The 17795-nt window shown below is 73.7% G+C and carries 16 protein-coding genes; 11 read left to right on the top strand and 5 right to left on the bottom strand.

Features of this window, described 5'->3' with window-relative positions:
• The first annotated feature begins 14 nt into the window (after window positions 1-14).
• On the top strand, window positions 15-1835 hold the full coding sequence (locus O7610_RS12085) for a ricin-type beta-trefoil lectin domain protein (protein WP_289213307.1): 1821 nt from the start codon (window positions 15-17) through the stop codon (window positions 1833-1835).
• A 29-nt stretch (window positions 1836-1864) separates the two neighbouring features.
• Entirely contained in the window at window positions 1865-2149 is a 285-nt protein-coding gene (locus tag O7610_RS12080) for a hypothetical protein (RefSeq protein ID WP_281550851.1), read from the top strand.
• Here O7610_RS12080 and O7610_RS12075 read toward each other — a convergent pair whose 3' ends face one another.
• The 3 genes from O7610_RS12075 to O7610_RS12065 all read right to left on the bottom strand — a co-directional run bounded on the left by O7610_RS12075 (window position 2150) and on the right by O7610_RS12065 (window position 4450).
• The gene (locus O7610_RS12075; protein ID WP_281550850.1) at window positions 2150-3247 is read right to left on the bottom strand and encodes a prenyltransferase; all 1098 of its coding nucleotides are present in this window, start codon (window positions 3245-3247) and stop codon (window positions 2150-2152) included. It abuts the gene before it with no gap.
• A gap of 176 nt (window positions 3248-3423) precedes the next feature.
• The gene (locus tag O7610_RS12070) at window positions 3424-4074 is read right to left on the bottom strand and encodes an acVLRF1 family peptidyl-tRNA hydrolase (RefSeq protein ID WP_281550849.1); all 651 of its coding nucleotides are present in this window, start codon (window positions 4072-4074) and stop codon (window positions 3424-3426) included.
• Window positions 4075-4078: 4 nt separating this feature from the next.
• Window positions 4079-4450 (bottom strand): DUF6403 family protein, encoded by a 372-nt coding sequence (locus O7610_RS12065; protein WP_281555650.1) that lies wholly within the window; start codon window positions 4448-4450, stop codon window positions 4079-4081.
• Between O7610_RS12065 and O7610_RS12060 the strand changes: the two genes are divergently transcribed.
• From O7610_RS12060 to O7610_RS12040, 5 genes are all read left to right on the top strand, one after another.
• Entirely contained in the window at window positions 4383-4523 is a 141-nt protein-coding gene (locus tag O7610_RS12060) for a hypothetical protein (RefSeq protein WP_281550848.1), read from the top strand. The two genes, O7610_RS12065 and O7610_RS12060, sit on opposite strands and share 68 nt — an antisense overlap.
• Before the next feature lie 323 nt (window positions 4524-4846).
• Window positions 4847-6535, top strand: coding sequence for an ABC transporter ATP-binding protein (locus O7610_RS12055; RefSeq protein WP_289213612.1), 1689 nt, complete (start codon window positions 4847-4849; stop codon window positions 6533-6535).
• The gene (locus O7610_RS12050; RefSeq protein WP_289213306.1) at window positions 6532-8310 is read left to right on the top strand and encodes an ABC transporter ATP-binding protein; all 1779 of its coding nucleotides are present in this window, start codon (window positions 6532-6534) and stop codon (window positions 8308-8310) included. The genes O7610_RS12055 and O7610_RS12050 overlap by 4 nt, the downstream gene beginning before the upstream one ends.
• Window positions 8311-8389: 79 nt before the next feature.
• Window positions 8390-11575 carry a DEAD/DEAH box helicase gene (locus O7610_RS12045; RefSeq protein ID WP_289213305.1) on the top strand — a complete coding sequence of 1062 codons (3186 nt, stop codon included), beginning with the start codon at window positions 8390-8392 and terminating at the stop codon, window positions 11573-11575.
• The gene (locus O7610_RS12040; RefSeq protein ID WP_289213304.1) at window positions 11572-12510 is read left to right on the top strand and encodes an SWIM zinc finger family protein; all 939 of its coding nucleotides are present in this window, start codon (window positions 11572-11574) and stop codon (window positions 12508-12510) included. Before O7610_RS12045 ends, O7610_RS12040 begins: the two co-directional genes overlap by 4 nt.
• A 24-nt stretch (window positions 12511-12534) precedes the next feature.
• Here the strand turns inward: O7610_RS12040 and O7610_RS12035 are convergent, their stop codons facing one another.
• On the bottom strand, window positions 12535-12786 hold the full coding sequence (locus O7610_RS12035) for a DUF3040 domain-containing protein (RefSeq protein WP_281550844.1): 252 nt from the start codon (window positions 12784-12786) through the stop codon (window positions 12535-12537).
• A gap of 302 nt (window positions 12787-13088) precedes the next feature.
• Window positions 13089-13835, bottom strand: a complete 747-nt coding sequence (locus O7610_RS12030) for a bifunctional DNA primase/polymerase (RefSeq protein WP_281550843.1) — start codon at window positions 13833-13835, stop codon at window positions 13089-13091.
• Between the two features lie 298 nt (window positions 13836-14133).
• Here O7610_RS12030 and O7610_RS12025 point away from each other — a divergent pair, with 298 nt between their 5' ends.
• From O7610_RS12025 to O7610_RS12010, 4 genes are all read left to right on the top strand, one after another.
• Entirely contained in the window at window positions 14134-15369 is a 1236-nt protein-coding gene (locus O7610_RS12025) for a helix-turn-helix domain-containing protein (protein ID WP_281550842.1), read from the top strand.
• A 49-nt stretch (window positions 15370-15418) separates the two neighbouring features.
• Window positions 15419-15985 carry a flavoprotein gene (locus tag O7610_RS12020; protein ID WP_281550841.1) on the top strand — a complete coding sequence of 189 codons (567 nt, stop codon included), beginning with the start codon at window positions 15419-15421 and terminating at the stop codon, window positions 15983-15985.
• Between the two features lie 105 nt (window positions 15986-16090).
• On the top strand, window positions 16091-17053 hold the full coding sequence (locus O7610_RS12015; protein ID WP_289213303.1) for a Nif3-like dinuclear metal center hexameric protein: 963 nt from the start codon (window positions 16091-16093) through the stop codon (window positions 17051-17053).
• Window positions 17050-17790: a zinc ribbon domain-containing protein gene (locus tag O7610_RS12010; RefSeq protein ID WP_281550839.1), complete on the top strand. Its 741-nt coding sequence runs from the start codon at window positions 17050-17052 to the stop codon at window positions 17788-17790. Before O7610_RS12015 ends, O7610_RS12010 begins: the two co-directional genes overlap by 4 nt.
• Window positions 17791-17795 lie beyond the last annotated feature (5 nt).

The following is a 17795-nucleotide window of genomic DNA, read 5'->3' as shown; positions in this document are numbered from 1 at the left end:
CCGGAGGAGGTCCGATGGCGGACTACACCCAACCTGACGTCGTCTCGAAGCGTGTCCGCTTCTTCGACGGGCAGTTCCTGGAGGACCAGGACTTCATCGACGAGCAGAGGTTCCACCTGGACCGTGAGCGTCGGCAGAGCCGGCTGCTGCGGCTCACCGGCGTCAGCGAGGGCCTGGGCCTGGCCGCCGCGGACGAGCCGTTCCGGGTCACGGTGTCCGCGGGCATGGCGGTCGACGCCCTGGGCCGGCACCTCGTCCTGGCGGCCGCCGCCGAACTGCCGCTGGGTACGGGATTCGCCAACCAGCAGAACGTCGAGGTACGCCTGGCCTACCAGGAGTCCGCGACGGACGTGGGACAGTCCGGGGACGGCGGTGTCGGCGCCCGGCGTTGGGAGGAACGTCCGAAGGTGGTGGTGGTCGCCCCGAACGGGACGACGGCGGTCGCTCCCGCCGAGGCGGAGCCCGATCTGGACGGGCCGACGGTGCTGCTCGGTCGAATCACGGTGGCCGACAACGGCGACATCGCGGTGCACGGCACCACCGCCGAGCTGTCCAGTCTGTCGATGACGGGCGGCATCGGTGTCGGTGTCGCCGCCGGCACCGGTCTCGACGTGGGCGACTTCGATCACCAGGACCGGCATCTGACCTTCCGGGTCGCCGCCGACGACCAGCACCGCAGCGGGATCCGGTTCTGGGCCGGCGCGACCAACCAGGGATTCTCCGTGGAGTACGACGGACGGTCAGCGGCCGGACGCGGCCTGCACGTGCGAACCCACGAATCGGACGCGGACGGAACGACCAGGCTCTTCATCGGCACCGACGGACATGTCGGCGTGGGCACCGCCGACCCGCGGGACACCGCCGGTTGGGGGCGGGTGGTCGATGTGGTCGGTACCGGGAGCACCAGGCTGTCGGTACGTACGGCGAACGTGGACGGTCGGGTGGCGGCGCACGACGGGGGGGTGTTCGGTGCGCCGCCGGGGATGGTCGTCGGCACCGCGACCGGCAGCCCGCTGACCCTCGTTACCGGTCAGGCCGCCCGGCTGAGTATCAACGCCGCCGGGCACGTCGGCATCGGTACCGCCGATCTGTCGGGCGCATTCGGTTGGGGGCGGGTGGTCGATGTGGTCGGTACCGGGAGCACCAAGCTGTCGGTACGTACGGCGAAGGTGGACGGTTGGGCGATGGCGCACGACGCGGGGATGTTCGGTGCGCCGGCGGGGATGATCGTGGGGACCGGGACGGCGAGCGCGTTGACGCTGGTCACCAACCAGGCTGCCCGGCTCAACATCAACACGGCCGGCCAGATCGGGGTCGGCACCGTCGCCGTCGCCGGGCATCAGCTGGCGGTCCGGGCCGAGCACCGGCATCTGCTGTTGCGCCGGGAGGCGGGCGAGGTCCAGCCGGGACGGAAGCTCGTCTTCCTGGAGTTGCAGCAGGCCGACACGACCCCGCCGACCGTGTCGCCCACGACGCTCGCCATCCGGTTCCACCACGGCGGCCGGTACGCGTACCAGCTCGAAGTGGACCCGGCCGGTTTTCACTTCCGGGCCGCTGACGGCGAGCCCCGTAGCATCCACGCCGGGCAGGTGACCGCGCAGACGGTGCGTATCGGTGACGTCGTCGTCGGTGAGCGTGAGCTGAGGATCCTGAGGAAGCTGGCTGACAACGAGCTGGTCTGCAAGCTGCGCAACACCTACTACGACAGCTACATCTGGGACAGTGGCCAGAAGCGTGGCGACAGCCCGTACCGGTACGCCCTCACCTGGATCCCGGGGCAGCCGGTCGCCTCGCACACGAAGACCTTCTGGCAGTTCGAAATCTCCGACCAGTGACAGACGACCCACGACGGGACGGATCAGGTATGCGGGAGCAAGTGGAGCAGCGGGTCGCCGAGCTGGAGGCCGAGTTGCGGGCCGGTCAGCAGATGCTCGCCGAGGTGGAGGCCCGGCGGGCCGACATCCAGCAGACCCTGCTGCGGATCACCGGTGCCATCCAGGTGCTCAACGAGTTGCTGGCTGTCGGGCCGTCGGCCGGGCCGGTCGCCGCCGGCACCGCGACGGACGCGGTCGGCACCCCGGCGGCCACCGCCGGCACCGGCACGGCCCCGGGGGCGGTGCCGGACCGGCTGGTGCCCCAGCCGCTGTGATCAGCGGCGGTCGGCCGGGGCGCTGGTCGGGCGGGTCCGCCCGACCAGCCACAGCCGGTGGGCGAACAGGCCCACGTATCCGGCGAGGACCGCGCCGAGCAGGGTGAGCGCGCCGCCGTCGGCGCCGGTGCGGGCCGCGTCGAGCAGGACGCCGAGCATCGCCGCGCCGACGATCAGCGAGACGTGGTTGGAGGCCCAGAAGACCACCGGGGTCATCCGTCGCGGGTCGAGGTCGCGCATGTCGCCCCGGCACAGCCGCAGCACCAGCCAGCCGGAGATCGCCGCGGTCGCCGTCATCGGTGCCCAGACCAGCCAGGGTACCCAGCCGGCGAGGGCGGAGCCGGTCAGCGCGGCGTAGGCGACCGGTTGGGCGGTGACGATGACGCGTACCGCCCGGCCGTAGCCGATGATGACCGGGATCGTGCGCTTGCCGACCTGCTTGTCGGAGCGGCGGTCGCCGAGGTTCATCACCATCATCCGTACGGTCTGCAGCAGCGCGGTCGGAGCGAGGACCACCAGCAGCAGGACCGGCACGGTGCCGGTCTGCAGCAGCACAGCGACAATCGGCCACAGCCCGTTGAGGATCGCCGCGACGGTCACCTCACCCAGGCCGCGGTAGTTGAACCGGCCGGGCGGCGCGGTGTAGAACCAGGCCAGCACGACGGCGGCGGTGGCGGCCAACCGGGTCGGCCAGTCCGGCATCGCGACGATCATCAACTGTGCCACGGCGGCCAGGACGAATGCGGTGCCCAACGCCACCACCGGTGGCACCAGCCCGTCGACGAGTGCCCGGCTGCCGCCGGTCCACGGGGTGAAGTAGACGTTGGCCCGGTCGGCCGCGAGGTCGAAGTACTCGTTGCAGTAGTGCGTCATCAGGTGGACCGTCCAGGCGAACAGTTGCGCCAGGACGTACCAGCCGAGGTGCAGCGGATAGCCCTGGTGCACCGAGACCGCCACCGCGAGCCCCACCGGGAGCAGGTTGTAGAGCAGGAAGCGCAGCCGGGCCAGCCGGATGAACCCGTGCCAGTCGGTCCGGCCGGTCTGGTCGGCGCGTTCCCCGACCGGCGGGTCGGTGGTCGGTCGGCTCGTCACAGTCATCGTCGGGCACGCCTTCTGTAGTCGGGTCGTCACCCGATCCTGGTGGAAAAGTGTTACCGGACGGGACCAATGGATGTAGACCCTGGTAAATGTCCCAGGTTGCCGCCCGACGTGGCGGTCGGCGAGGTACGTTCGGCGCAACGGCCATTGTGGGCGACGAGCGGGCGGCGTCCGGCTTACGGCACCAGGTGGATGCGGACTCGGCGGGCGGCGACTGCGGCGTCCTGCAGTACGGCGAGCCGTGGCTCGGGGCAGTCCAGCAGGTGCGGGTGGCGCAGCGGCAGCAACGGTGCCAGCCGCCGGTCGGCGAGGACCGCGTCGACCATCAACCGGTCGCCGCCGCAGACCAGTGCGCCGATCGGCTCCTCGGCGTCGGCGGTGCCGTACGGCAGCAGCACCCGGGCCACGACGTCGGCGGCCCGGTTGGCCGCCGCCGTCGCCTGGTTGTCGCGCCGCCGGGCGTACCGCTGCTGTGACTGCCCGCCGGCGGCGGTGCGTCCCTGCACATAGTGCCGCTCCACCTTGGACACGACGACGGCGGTGCCGTCGACGACACCGGCCGCCACCGCACCCTTGCGGGCCAGCAGCAGGCCGATGCGCGGCGGCCGGATCAGTGCGGTGAGCAGACCGTCGACGTCGTTGATCCCGTCGAAGCCGGGCGGCGGGTGCAGGGTCGCCGTGTCGCCGTTGCTGGCCCCGGTCAGGGTCAGGCTGTCCTCGGCGGCGCCGTCGTGCCGGCCGTAGAAGCCGTCCAGCCAGCCCCGCAGACGCTCCGGGGAGATCTCCACCCACCGGCCGCCGCCGGCCGCCGGCCGCGCTCCGCGCATCCGCTCAGTTCCCCGGTACGGCGAGCGAGTCGGCCAGCTCGCGGCCACGTCCGATCAACTGCTCCAGCCGCTCGGTGAGCCGGTCGACGTCCGGCCGGTCGGCCCGGTCGGCGGCGACGATGTCGGCAAGCAGGTCGGTGTAGTCCATGGTGAGTCGACGGTACCGCCGGACGAAGTCACCTCGCTCCCCGGTGCCACCGACCGCGTCTTGGTTGCCGCCGGCCGCGCCTCGTTGCGCCCGCGCGCACCGGCGGTGCAGGTCGATGATCTGCTGGCCGAGCACGGCGGCGGCGAGGTTCTGCGCCCGGGTGAGCAGCTGCTCCGCCTCGGCGACCGGCCGGGGCGCTGCGTCGCGGCTGACCGTGGCCGCGTCGATCGCGGATCTCGCCGTCGACCAGCAGACGCGCCGGGCGCGCTGGGCGCCCGACGTCGGGGCAGCGTCGCCGTGAGTATCCGGCGGCCATCAGCACGGCAGCCCGACCGGCCACACCAGCCAGGACCATCCCATGGTCGGCCCATCCCCATGATCGAATCGTCGGACTGCCGCGATCCTGCCCGACCGGTGCCAGCTGCCCGGTCGCGGCGCGGCCCAGCTCAGCGGTGCCCGGTGACCGACACAGCCGGTCGATGGGAAAATGCGTCGGCGGCGTGAGTTGGGACGTTTTAGCCTGGGCAGGTGCCGCCACTGATCCCGCACCCCGATCCGGGCAGTCCCGATGTCCGGGGGCCGGTGCGCTACCTGTGGTGGCTGGTGTGTCGCCAACCGTGGCGGGTGCTGCGCGGCGCGTTGCTCAGTACGGTGTGGATGGTCGGCCTGGCCGGTCGGCCGTACCTGGTGGCCCGGGCGATCGACGACGGACTGCGTCCTGGCCGGTGGGCCGTACTGGCGTGGTGGGTCGGTGCCGTCCTGGTCGCCGGGGTGCTGATCTCCGTGGTCGGTGTGTTTCGGCACCGCACGATGACCTACATCCGCGAGGACGCCACCGCCCGGTCCGCCGGGGTGCTGTCGCGGCAGCTGGCGCGCATCGGCGCGGTCCTGCCCAGCCGGCTCGCCACCGGCGAGGTGGCCACCGTCGGCGGCACCGACATCACCCACACCTCGCACGTGCTCACCCTGACCGGGCCGGGCGTCGGCGCGGTGCTGGCGTACCTGGTGGTCGCGGTCCTGCTCTGGACGGTCTCGCCGGTGCTCGCAGCGGTCATCCTGATCGGCGTGCCGGTGGTCGCGGCGCTGCTCGGCCCGCTGCTGCGCCGGTTGGACCGGGCCGAGCAGACCTATCGGCGGGAACAGGGCCAGCTCACCGCCCGTGCCGGTGACATCGTCGCCGGGCTGCGGGTGCTGGCCGGGGTCGGCGGTCGGTCCCTGTTCGCCGACCGCTACGTGGCCCACTCACAGCGGCTGCGTGGGCACGGCTACCGGGTCGCGGCGGTGAACAGCTGGATCGAGGCGCTCACCGTCACCGTCCCCGGGCTGTTCCTCGCCGCCGTGGTGTGGCTCTCCGCCCGGATGGCGGTCGCCGACGAGATCACCATCGGGGAGCTGGTCGCCGTCTACGGGTACGTGGCCGCGCTGACCGTCCCGGTCTGGTTCCTGCAGGAGGGCAGTTACCAGTTCATCCGGGGTCGGGTCGCGGCCCGCCGGATCGTCGCCCTGCTGCGGCTCACCCCCGACCCGGTGACCAACCTGCCGGCGCGGCACACCTCCGCCGCTCCGCCGCAGCCGGCCGACCTGCACGACCCCGACAGCGGATTCACCGTGCCGGCCGGCCGGATCATCGGGGTGGCGGCCGACGACCCGGGCGACGGGCAGGCCCTGGCCGACCGGCTGGGCCGGTTCCACCGGTCCGACGTGACCTGGGGCGCGGTGCCGCTGGGCGCGGTCGCGCTCGACGAGGTGCGGGCCCGGATCCTGGTCGCCGACCACGACGCGTACCTGTTCGCCGGCACGCTGCGGCAGATCCTGCAGGGTGCGCGGGCCGGCGAGCCGGGCGCGGCCGGTGACCGACAGGTGCGGGCGGCGCTCCGGGTCGCGTCCGCCGACGACGTCGTGACGTCGCTGCCGGACGGCCTGGCGACGCAGATCGGCAGCCGCGCCCGTACCCTCTCCGGCGGTCAGCGGCAGCGGGTCCGGCTGGCCCGGGCGTTGCTGGTGGAGCCGGAGATGCTGATCCTGATCGAGCCGACCTCGGCGGTCGACGCACACACCGAGGCGCGGGTCGCCGACCGTCTGCGCACCGCGCGGGCCGGCCGGACCACGGTGCTGATCACCACGTCCCCGCTGCTGCTCGCGGCCACCGACACGGTGACGTACCTGCGGGGCGGTCGGGTCGTCGGGACCGGTAGCCACGCCGACCTGCTGGCCGGCGACCCGGGCTACCGGGCGCTGGTCGCCCGGGGCGGCGAGCTGGCTGACGTCGCAGGCCCGGCCGGCGGGTCGTCGCCCGGGGCGGGGCAACCGTGACCGCCTCCGGGCCAGCGGGCGCGCCGGCCACCACCGGGCCGTCGGCCGGTCGACTGCCGGTGGCCGATCCGGGTGCCGTCCGGCGGGCGACCGGTGACCTGCTCGGCCAGCAACGCTGGGTGGTCGCCGGCATCCTGGTGCTGCACCTCGGCGCGGCCCTGGCCGGTCTGGCCGGGCCGTGGCTGCTCGGCCGGATCGTCGACGTGGTCACCGTCGGCGCGTCGGTGGCCGCGGTCGACCGGCTGGCGGCGGCACTGGTCGGCTTCGTCCTGCTGCAAGGGCTGCTCACCCGCTTCGCCCGGTACGTCGGGCTGCGCTTCGGTGAACGGGCGGTCGCCCGGCTCCGCGAGGACTTCGTGCACCGCGTCCTCGGGCTACCGGTGTCGGTGGTGGAACGGGCCGGCACCGGCGACCTCGCCACCCGCAGCTCCAGCGACGTCGCCACGGTCGGCACGATGGTCCGCGATGTGGTGCCGGTGGTGGTGATCGCCACCGCACAGCTGGGCCTGCTCTTCGGCGCGGTGTTCTGGCTGCATCCGCTGCTGGGCCTGGCCGGCCTGATCGGACTGCCGTCGATCCTGGCGGTGACCCGGTGGTATCTGCGTCGGGCCCGGCCGGCCTACCTGACCGAGGGCGCGGCGATGGCCGCGTTGACCGACACGTTGACCACCACTGCCGACGGCGCCCGTACCGTGGAGGCGCTGCGGCTGGGCGACGAACGGATCCGCGCGGGCCGCGCGCGGATCGCCGACCTGTGGGCTGCCCGGCGGGCCACCCTCGCCCTGCGTTCGGTGTACTTCCCGGTGGCCGAGGCCAGCGTCGCGTTGCCGGTCGGCGCCGCGTTGCTGGTCGGCGGGCTGCTGCTGCACCGGGACGCCGTCACCCTCGGGGCGGTGGTCGCGGCCGCACTCTACCTGCAGCAGGCCGTCGACCCGATGGACACCATCCTGCAGTGGATCGAACAGGCCCAGCGCGGGCTGGCGTCGTACGCCCGGGTGCTCGGCGTCGGGCAGGTGCCGCCGGAGCCGCGCGGCCGGGGTGCGACGCCGACCGGCCGTGAGGTGCGGGTGACCGGTCTGACCTTCGGCTACGGCGGCGGCGTCGACGTGCTGTGCGGCATCGACCTGACGGTGGCCGCCGGGCAGCGGCTGGCGATCGTCGGCCCGTCCGGGGCAGGCAAGTCCACCCTGGCCCGGCTGGTCGCCGGCATCGAGGTGCCCCGCGACGGCGCGGTGCTCCTCGGCGGCTGCCCGGTCATCGACCTCGACCCGGCGCAGCGGCGTCGCCGGATCGCCCTGGTCACCCAGGAACACCACGTCTTCATCGGTACGCTGCGCGACAACCTGCGGTTCGCCGCCCCCGAGGCGTCCGACGAGACGTTGCGCTCCGCGTTGGTCACCGTCGGTGCCGACTGGTACGCCGACCTGCCCGCCGACCTGGACACCCTGCTCGGCGACGGCGCGCTCGACCTGCCGGCCGCGTACGCCCAGCAGGTGGCGCTCGCCAGGCTGGTGCTCGCCGATCCGGACATCCTGATCCTGGACGAGGCGACCGCGGCCCTGGACCCGACCACCGCCCGCCGGACCGAGCAGGCGTTGGCGGCGGTACTGGCCGGGCGGACCGTCATTGCCATCGCACACCGGCTGAACTCGGCCCACGACGCAGACCGGGTGGCGGTACTGGACCAGGGCCGGATCACCGAGCAGGGCAGCCACGACGAGTTGATCGCCGCCGACGGCGCGTACGCTGCCCTGTGGCGCTCCTGGCACGGCTGACCACCTCGGCCGTGGCGTCGGCCGCACCAGTCGGACCACCCGTACCATCGGCGCAGGTGCCGACGGCGAAGGAGTGGCTGTGCTGGTGGTGCAGGGGCTGCTCGGCCCCGACGGTCGGCTCGCCGTCTGGGCCGAGGACTCGACGTTACCGTCGGCGCCGCCCCGGCGGCCGGGGCGACCGCCGCGCCGCCGACCGCACCCGTTCGCCGCCGGACACGAGGCCCTGGTCGCCGCGCTGAGCCCACTGCTCGGGCCGGTGGCGGTCAAGGCGGCCACCGGCAGTACGGCGGTCCGGCTGCCGACCGTCGCCGGTGCTCCGGTCGAGTCACCGGAGCTGGTCCGTACCCAGTCCGACGCGCCGACCACCGGGCTGGCCCGCGACGGCGGCCACGCCGACTGGCTGGTGTCCACCTTGGAGTTCGACGCCGACGAGGCGTTGTCGGTGCTCTGCACCCTGCACGACGTCGATCCGGCGGCCGACGTCGCACCGGCCGACGGTCTGCCCGGCGGCGTCGCGGCGGCCGACGGTCTGCCGGGCGGGCTGGTGATCGGTGCCGGGGTACGCCACCTGGCGCTGCTCGCCGGGTTCGCCGCCGAACTGGTCGCCCGGGGCCGGGTGCTGCCCGCCGTCCGGCCCGGCCCGGCACCCGGGTCGGCCACCGCCTGCTGGCTGCCGCTGCTGACCGGTGCCGACCAGCGGTGGGCCCGGTCGCTGACGCTGGCCACCCCGGCGGCGGCCCTGGCCGCCGGGGCGCCCGGCACCGGACACCGGCGCGTCGCCGAAGCGTTCGACGCGTTGACCGACGCCGCCGCCCGTGCCGCGCTGCACGGCGTACGGCTGGCCGAGGGCCGGGCCCGGTCCGGGCCGTTGGCCGCCCGCGACGCCTGGCTGACCGCGTTGACCGGGCCCCGGCGGGACTTCACCGCCCCGGTCGCGGCGCTCGACACCCTCGCCGCCGAGCTGGAGCACTGGCAGCGGGACGCGGCCGGCGGTCCAGTGCGGGCCCTGTTCCGGCTGCGCGAACCCGCCCCCGCCACTGAGGAGCCGGCCGCCGACGGGTCGGCCGGTCTCGTCGACGGTGCTGACGGGTGGCGGCTGGAGTTCGCACTGCAGGCCACCGCCGAGCCGAGCCTGCTGGTCGACGCGGCGGCGATCTGGCGCGTCGGCCGGCAGCTCCAACCGCTGACCCGGCACACCGCCGACCCGCAGGAGACGCTGCTGGCCGAGCTGGGTCGGGCCAGCCGGCTCTGGCCGGCGATCGACGACGCGCTGCGTACCGCCACCCCCGACGGCGTCGACCTGGACGTCACCGGTGCGCACCGGTTCCTGCGTGACGGGGCACCGACCCTGCACGCCGCCGGGTTCGGCGTGCTGCTGCCCTCCTGGTGGCAGCGGCCGGCGGCCCGGCTCGGTGCCCGGCTGCGGGCGGGAACCCCGACCGCGCCGGGCACTGTCGCCGTCGACCGCCGGTTCGGCCTGCCCGACCTGGTGGACTACGAGTGGGAGGTGGCCCTCGGTGATCAGCCGCTGACCGAGCAGGAGCTGCGCGATCTGGCCCGGGCCAAGACACCGCTGGTGCGGGTGCGCGGCGAATGGGTGGAGGTCGACCCGAAGCGGATCGCTGCCGGGTTGGCGCTGCTCCGCTCCGGTGGTGCGCTGACCGTCATGGACCTGCTGCGGGTCGCCCTCGGCGACGACGACGGCGGCGTGGGGCTGCCGGTGCTGGGCATCGACGCCACCGGGGCGCTCGGTGACCTGCTCAGCGGTGAGGTGGAGCGCCGGCTCACCCCGGTGGCCGAGCCGGCCGGTTTCCGGGGGCGGCTGCGTCCGTACCAGCAGCGGGGGCTGGCCTGGCTGCGGTTCCTGGATTCGCTGGGACTCGGCGGGGTGCTCGCCGACGACATGGGACTCGGCAAGACCGTACAGCTGCTCGCCCTGCTCGCCGCCGACGCACCCGACGCCGGTCCGACGCTGCTGGTCTGTCCGATGTCGCTGGTCGGCAACTGGCAGCGGGAGGCGGCCCGGTTCGTGCCGGAACTGCCGGTGCACATGCACCACGGCACCGACCGGCCCCGCGGCCCGGAGTTCGTCGCTGCGGTGACCGGCGCCCGGCTGGTGGTCACCACCTACGCGGTGGCCGCCCGGGACGCCGTTGACCTGGCCGGGGTCGGCTGGCACCGGATCATGGTCGACGAGGCCCAGGCGATCAAGAACGCGGCGACCCGCCAGGCCGTCGCGATCCGGTCACTGCCCGCCCGGCACCGGGTCGCGATCACCGGTACACCGGTGGAGAACCGCCTCGCCGACCTGTGGTCGATCATGGAGTTCGCTAATCCGGGCCTGCTCGGCGGCGCGGCCACGTTCCGCCGCCGGTACGCCGAACCGGTGGAACGCCACGGCGACGCCGAGGCCGCGCAGCGGCTGCGCCGGATCACCGGCCCGTTCGTGCTGCGCCGGCTCAAGACCGACACCTCGATCATCTCTGACCTGCCGGCGAAGCTGGAGATGGAGGTGCTGTGCCACCTCACCGCCGAACAGGCGTCGCTCTACCAGGCGGTGGTCGACGACATGATGGGGCGGATCGAGTCCAGCGACGGCGTCGAGCGGCGCGGCCTGGTGCTGGCCACCATGACCAAGCTCAAGCAGATCTGCAACCATCCGGCGCAGTTCCTGCGCGACGGCTCGCATCTGCCCGGCCGCTCCGGCAAACTCGCCCGGCTCACCGGGATCCTCGACGAGGTGCTGGCGGCGGGGGAGAAGGCGCTGCTGTTCACCCAGTACGCCGAGTTCGGCGCGATGCTGCGCGGGTACCTGTCGGCGTACACAGGTCGGGAGGTGCTGTTCCTGCACGGCGGTCTGGCCAAGGCGGACCGTGACGACCTGGTCGCCCGGTTCCAGGCCGGCCATGCCGACGGCGGCGGTGGTCGGGCCGGGCCGCCGCTGTTCGTCCTGTCGTTGAAGGCCGGCGGCACCGGGCTGACCCTGACCGCCGCCAACCACGTGGTGCATGTGGACCGGTGGTGGAACCCGGCGGTGGAGGACCAGGCCACCGACCGGGCGTTCCGGATCGGGCAGCGGCGGGCGGTGCAGGTCCGTAAGTTCGTCTGCGCCGGCACCGTGGAGGAGAAGATCGCGGCGATGGTGACGGACAAGCGTGGCCTCGCCGCGACCGTCGTCGGCAGCGGTGAGCAGTGGCTGACCGAGCTGTCCACCGCGCAGCTGCGGGAGCTGTTCACGTTGGAGGCCGGGGCGGTGGTCGAATGAGCCGGTTCGAGGACTACGGCCGGCCCCGGCGGGTCGACGGCGGGCTGCGCGCCCGCAGCACCCGGGGCGCGATCGGACAGTCCTGGTGGTCGCGCCGCTTCGTCGACGTGCTGGAGTCGTTCGCGTTGGGCACCCGGCTCACCCGGGGCCGCTCCTACGCCCGGGCCGGGCAGGTGCTCGCCCTGACCGTGGCACCTGGCGTGGTGAGCGCCCAGGTGCAGGGATCCCGGCCCCGGCCGTACCAGGCGCGGATCGGGCTGCGGCGCTACGGTGACGCGGTGTGGCGGCGGATCGAGAACACCTTGGCCGGCCAGGCGCTGTATAGTGCCCGGCTGCTCGCCGGCGACCTGCCGCCGGAGCTGGAGGAGGTGTTCGTCGCCGCCGGGGCACCACTGTTCCCGGCCGGCGTCGACGAGTTGGCGATGAGCTGCAGCTGCCCGGACGCGGCGGTGCCGTGCAAGCACCTGGCCGCCACCTGCTATCTGCTGGCCGAGGAGTTCGACACCGACCCGTTCCAGATCCTGCACTGGCGGGGACGGGACCGGGCCGCCCTGCTGCGTCAGCTGCGGCTCGCCCGGGGCGGTGGTGACGGTGCGCCGTCCGTCGACGGTGCGGCGTCCGCCGGCGGGGGTGACGGTGCGCCGTCCGTTGACGGTGGCTTGTCGTCCACCGACTCCGACACGCCGCCGGTGACGTCCCCGGTCGGTGCCGGCCCGGCGCTGGCCGGCCTGTCCGAACCCGTCGCCGCGTCGGACGCCGGATTCTGGCGGGCGCCGGTGCCGCTGCCGGACCGCGAGCCGGTCCTGTCGGCCCGTGCCGACCTGCTGCTGCGCCAGCTCGGGGCGCCGTCACCGGTGATCGGCGGCCCGGGCCTGGCGACAGTGCTGGGCCGGGCCTACCGGCGGTTCGCCGAACCCGCGCCGGCCGACGACTGACGTGGGCTGCCGCTGCGGTCGGGGCTACCAGCGGCGGGCCCGCAGCGCGAGGACTCCCGCGGCGGTGAGCGCCACCGTGCAGATCGACGCGGCGATCCAGCCGCCGAACAGGGCGAGCAGCGGCACCACCGCCCAGAGCAGCACACTGGCGATGATCGCCGCCCGGTTCCGCCGGTTGGCGGCCTGATCGCCCAGGCGGGCGACGAAGTCCGGATCGGTCGTCCGCAGATGGCGGGCGATCTGGTCGAACCGGCGTTGATCCTCCCTGCTGAGCATGGCGTGCCTTCCCTCCGAACGTCCCGACGGCCGTGGCGTGGTGGCTTTGGTGGCGTGGTGCGGCACGCGCTGTGCCTACCGAACGATGCGTACCGAACGATGCGTACCGAACGGCCATCGGGGCATTACCCAATCGCCCGCCGCTCACGCAGCCCGGTCCCGCAGCTTGCGCCTCAACCGGCAAACAGGACGGCCGCCGGCCCGGGACCGTGAGGTCCCGGGCCGGCGGCAGCCGGGAAGATCCGCCTACCCGGGTGAGCACCCGGGTAGGCGGAGTCACCCGCAGGTGACCACTGGGAAGGTCACAACGCCCGGCGCAGGGTGGACGTCTGCCGGGGGACGAAGACCGTCGCCGCCGGGACGACCGGGACGGTGAGCGGCACGGCACCCGGCAGCGGCCCGACCGGCGCGCTGCGGGGCTGCGGCAGCCTGGGTGGCGCGGCGGCGTGTTCCCGGGAGTCGACGATGATCCGTTGTACGGCGTACGAGTCCGGTAGCCGCCAGCCGACCTCGTCCGGATCGACCGCCCAGCGGACCGGCCCCTGCGGCAGCACCGTCGGCGGGGCGGGAATCCAGGAGCCCGGCCCGTGCTGGATGACGTCCAGCGAATCGGCCAGCTCCGGGCGCAGCGCGTCACCCGGGCGAACCAGGAACATCCACCGCCCGGTCGGGGTGACCGCGACCGGGCCGCGCAGCTGGCCCCGGCCGGGTGCCGCCGCTCCGCCGCGCAGCCGCAGCGTGCACAGCGTCCGCAGGCCGAGCCGGGCCGGCACGTCGAGCACGTCGAACGCGTGTCCGGTGGCCAGCAGGACGGTGTGCGGCTGCTGACGCCACCACGAGCCGACCCGGTCGCGCTGATCACTGGCGTCCCGCTCCCAGTGCTGCAACGCCGGGTGGCAGCCCGTGGTGGGACAGCCGGGGCGGTCACACCGGAAGCGCCCCTGGTGCAGGTACGCCCCTGGCGTCACCGGCCAGCCGTGTCTGGCGTAGCGCAGCGCGCCGCGGCGGAGCCGCAGGCGGACGAAAGGCGGTTGGACCGTCCACCGCATGATCGACATTCCTCCAAGGCATCTGGGTGCCGCCCGGACCACTCGTCGGGTCCGACCGGTCGGGTGTGGGCAGCCGGATCCGGCGTGCCCGGGCGGGGGACGCCGCGGCGACACGCCGGAACTTTTCGGCTGCCAACCCTTTGCAACTTGCATCGAAAACTACGACCATCTGTGATGGACCTAACGCACTGCCTGTGCGATGAGCACGGTCAGTGGTCCCGGTGTCCGGGGGGATGCCGCATCGACCAGCACATTTGCCGGCTCCGAAGTGCCCGGCACCGCGAGGGGGAACATGAGCGTGGAAGAGTTACCCATCGGTCGGCGGGTCGCCTACTGGCGTGGCCGGCGCAGAATGTCCCAACAGGTGTTCGCCGATCGGCTCGGAAAATCCAAGAGCTGGGTGGACAAGGTCGAACGGGGGGTGCGCCGGCTGGACAAGTTCTCGGTGATCCACGAGATCGCCGACGTGCTACAGCTCGACGCGCAACTGCTGCTCGGCAAGGACCCGGAGCGGCGGCCGGAGAGCGTCACCTGCATCGACCAGGTGGAGGTGGAGGAGATCCGGGCCGCACTGGAACGCTACGACTCGATCAGCACTCTGTTCCGACCCGCGAACGACGCGCCGCAGCTCGCCGAGATGCACAAGGCCACCAACCATGCCTGGCTGACCTTCCAGCACGCCAAGTACGGGGTGCTGGCCCGGGCGCTGCCCCGGCTGCTGCGCGACGCGCAGGCCGCCGACGCCCACTACACCGGTGACGACGACAACGCGCAGCAGGCGGCGAGTCTGCTCGGCCAGCTCTACCAGATCGCCTCGTCCACGCTGCGCAAGCTCGGCGAGTACGACCTCGCCTGGCTGGCCGCCGACCGGTCGATCGCGGTGTCGCACCGGGCCGGTGACCGGCTGCTGACCGGGGTGGCGACCTGCCGGGTCGGCAACGCACTGCTGGCCCTCGGCCGGTCCCGAGCGGCCCTGGAGGTGAACGTGAACATCGCCAACGGGCTCGCCCCGGCGGACAGCCGCAGCAGCACCCCGGAGCAGCTGTCCGTCTACGGCCTGCTGCTGCTGCAGGGCGCGATGGCCGCCGCTCGGCTCGGCGACAGCGCCACCGTCCGGGACCTGGTCAACGGCGCCGACGACGCGGCGCGGGCGCTCGGCGAGAACCGCAACCACTACTGGACCTGCTTCGGCCCGACCAACGTGCAACTGCACCGGGCGGCGGCCGCCGTGGAGCTCGGCGAGGGCCGGGCAGCGGTCGAGACCCACCAGGCGATAATGGAAGATCCGGGCTTCAGCGCCCTGCTGCCGGAACGGCGGGCGCACCACCTGCTCGACATTGCCCGCGGCTACGCTCAGTCCGGCGAGCTGGAAAAGGCCACCGAGATGCTGCTGGAGGGCGACCGGCTCGCCCCGGCGGAGATCCGCTGCCGGCCAGTGGCCCACGCCGTCATGGCCGACGTGCTGCGCCGCACCCGGGGTACGCCCTCGGCGCCGGTCGCCGAACTCGCCGAACACATGGGGGTCGGCGTGTGACCCGACACCCGCGCAACGGACGTGTACCCATCGACGGAGAGGTGACGGTGTGACCCCGGCCGGTGCCCGGACCCTCTACGTGATCGCCTGCGGCAGCCCAGCCTCCCGACATGTCGGGAGGCTGGTCACGCTGGCCCGACGACGCGGCTGGTCGGTGTGCGTGGTGGTCACCCCGGACGGGCGCAAGTTCGTCGACCTGCCGGCGCTGGCCGCACAGACCGGCCACCCGGTGCGGGTCGACTACAAGAACCCCGGCGACCCGGACGTGCTACCCCCCGCCGACGCGATGATCGTCGCCCCCGCCACCGCCAACACGATCAACAAGTGGGCCGCCGGGATCACCGACACCCTCGCCCTCGGACTGGTCGTCGAAGCACAGGGCAAGGGTCTACCGATCGTCACGCTGCCGTTCACCAACACCGCGCTCGCCGGGCACCCGGCGTTCCAGGAGAGCGTCGCCCGGCTGCGCGGCTGGGGGGTGCAGGTGCTGCTCGGCGACGACGTGCTGCCGTTACAGCCGCCCGGTGAGGGGAACCAGATCATCGACCGGATCCCCTGGCACCTCACCCTCGACGCCCTCGACGAGCAGCTGTCCGCCGGCACCACCCACGGCTGACCGGGACGCCGCAGCGCCCGACGGGCGCGATGCCCCACAGACGAACGGACGCCGCCGTACCTGAACGTCCGGAGCGCGGCGGGTGGATGGGTAAGCTGGGCCGCCGTGGACACAACTGCAGCATCACCGGTACGGGTCGCCGAGGTGGTCGCCGCCGTCGAGCGGCGCTACCCGCCGGCCTGGGCCGAGCAGTGGGACCGCGTCGGACTGGTCCTCGGCGAACCGGGCGCCCCGGTGCGGCACGTGTGGTGCGTCGTCGACTGCGTACCGGAAACCGTCGCCGAGGCGGTCGACGCCGGCGCCGACATGATCATCGCCCACCACCCGCTGCTGCTGCGCGGTGTCTCCTCGGTCGCCCCCACCACGTACAAGGGGCGGATCGTCCACGACCTGATCCGGGCCGGCGTCGCGCTGTACGCCGCGCACACCAACGCCGACGTGGCCCGACCCGGCGTCTCCGACGCGCTCGCCGACCGGCTCGGCCTGACCGATCTGCGACCGCTGGTGCCGGCGGCACCCGGCAGCCCGGCCGCCGCCGTCGCCGGCCAGGGCGCCGGCCGGATCGGCACGCTGCGTCAGCCGCTCAGCCTCGCCGCGCTCACCCGGCACGCCGCGGAGGTGCTGCCGGCCACCGCCTGGGGGGTACGGGCCGCCGGTGACCCGGGACGCCTGGTCACCACTGTGGCGGTCTGCGGCGGCGCCGGTGACTCCTACCTGGCCGCCGCGAGCGCCGCCGGAGTCGACGCCTACCTGACCGCCGACCTGCGCCACCACCCGGTCAGCGAACAGACAGCCGCTGGCGGCCCGGCGCTGCTCGACGCCGCTCACTGGGCCACCGAACGCCCCTGGCTGGACGACCTCGCCGCCTACCTCACCGGCGAACTCGGGGTCGCCGCCACAGTCTCCGACCTCGACACCGACCCGTGGACGCTGCACACGCCGTCCGCTGGCCGCGCTCGGGTGGCGACCAGCGTCACCCCCACCGCCACGGCACCCGCCGGCCCCACCGCCACGGCACCCGCCCGTTCCGCGCCCGCCGCATCCACCCATGAGGAGCCCCATCCGTGAAGGCAGACCCGCAAGCCCAGCGCCGCCTGCTCGACCTGCAGGCGATCGACACCGCGCTCACCCAGCTCGCCCACCGGCGACGGACCCTGCCCGAGCACGCTGAGCTGGACGCCCTGGCGCGGGAACTGTCAGCGCTGGAGGACGAGCGGGTCCGCGCCCAGGTCGCCGTCGATGACCTGGACCGCGACATCGCCCGGCTGGAGCGCGACGTCGACCAGGTCCGCGCCCGCAAGGACAAGGACCAGGCCCGGCTCGCCGCCGGCTCCGGTCCGGCCCGGGAACTGGAGGCGCTGCAGCACGAACTCGCATCGCTGACCCGCCGGCAGACCGAGCTGGAGGACGCCGAACTGGAGCTGATGGAACAGCGGGAGACCGCTCAGGCCGCGCTCGACCAGGTCACCGGACGCATTGACAGCACCCGGCAACGGCGTGCCGAGGTCGAGCAGACCCGGGAACGCAACCTCGCCGAGATCGCCAGCGAGGAACAGTTCAAGACCTCCGCCCGCGCCCCGCTGGCCGGCGACCTCCCAGCCGACCTGGTCGCCCTCTACGACAAGATCCGGGAAAACTCGGGTGGGCTGGCCGCCGCGCTGATGCGCGCCGGCCGCTGCGGCGGCTGCCGACTCGAACTGTCCGCCACCGAACGGGGCCGGATCAAGGCGGCCGACCCGGCCGAGGTGGTTCGCTGCGAGGACTGCCGCCGCATCATGGTGCGGACCGCCGAGTCGGGCCTGTGAGGGCC

It is taken from the genome of Solwaraspora sp. WMMA2065 (assembly GCF_030345075.1).
Taxonomy (GTDB): Bacteria; Actinomycetota; Actinomycetes; order Mycobacteriales; family Micromonosporaceae; genus Micromonospora_E.
Note: the sequence above shows the minus strand (reverse complement) of the source record. Positions and strands in the feature narration are given on the sequence as shown.

What these genes read in the sequence shown, in the direction of transcription:
- O7610_RS12070 (WP_281550849.1), bottom strand. Translation starts at nt 4,074, where the DNA reads ATGCGCGGAGCGCGGCCGGCGGCCGGCGGCGGCCGGTGGGTGGAGATC.
- O7610_RS12080 (WP_281550851.1), top strand. Translation starts at nt 1,865, where the DNA reads ATGCGGGAGCAAGTGGAGCAGCGGGTCGCCGAGCTGGAGGCCGAGTTG.
- O7610_RS12085 (WP_289213307.1), top strand. Translation starts at nt 15, where the DNA reads ATGGCGGACTACACCCAACCTGACGTCGTCTCGAAGCGTGTCCGCTTC.
- O7610_RS12030 (WP_281550843.1), bottom strand. Translation starts at nt 13,835, where the DNA reads ATGCGGTGGACGGTCCAACCGCCTTTCGTCCGCCTGCGGCTCCGCCGC.
- O7610_RS12040 (WP_289213304.1), top strand. Translation starts at nt 11,572, where the DNA reads ATGAGCCGGTTCGAGGACTACGGCCGGCCCCGGCGGGTCGACGGCGGG.
- O7610_RS12075 (WP_281550850.1), bottom strand. Translation starts at nt 3,247, where the DNA reads ATGACTGTGACGAGCCGACCGACCACCGACCCGCCGGTCGGGGAACGC.
- O7610_RS12035 (WP_281550844.1), bottom strand. Translation starts at nt 12,786, where the DNA reads ATGCTCAGCAGGGAGGATCAACGCCGGTTCGACCAGATCGCCCGCCAT.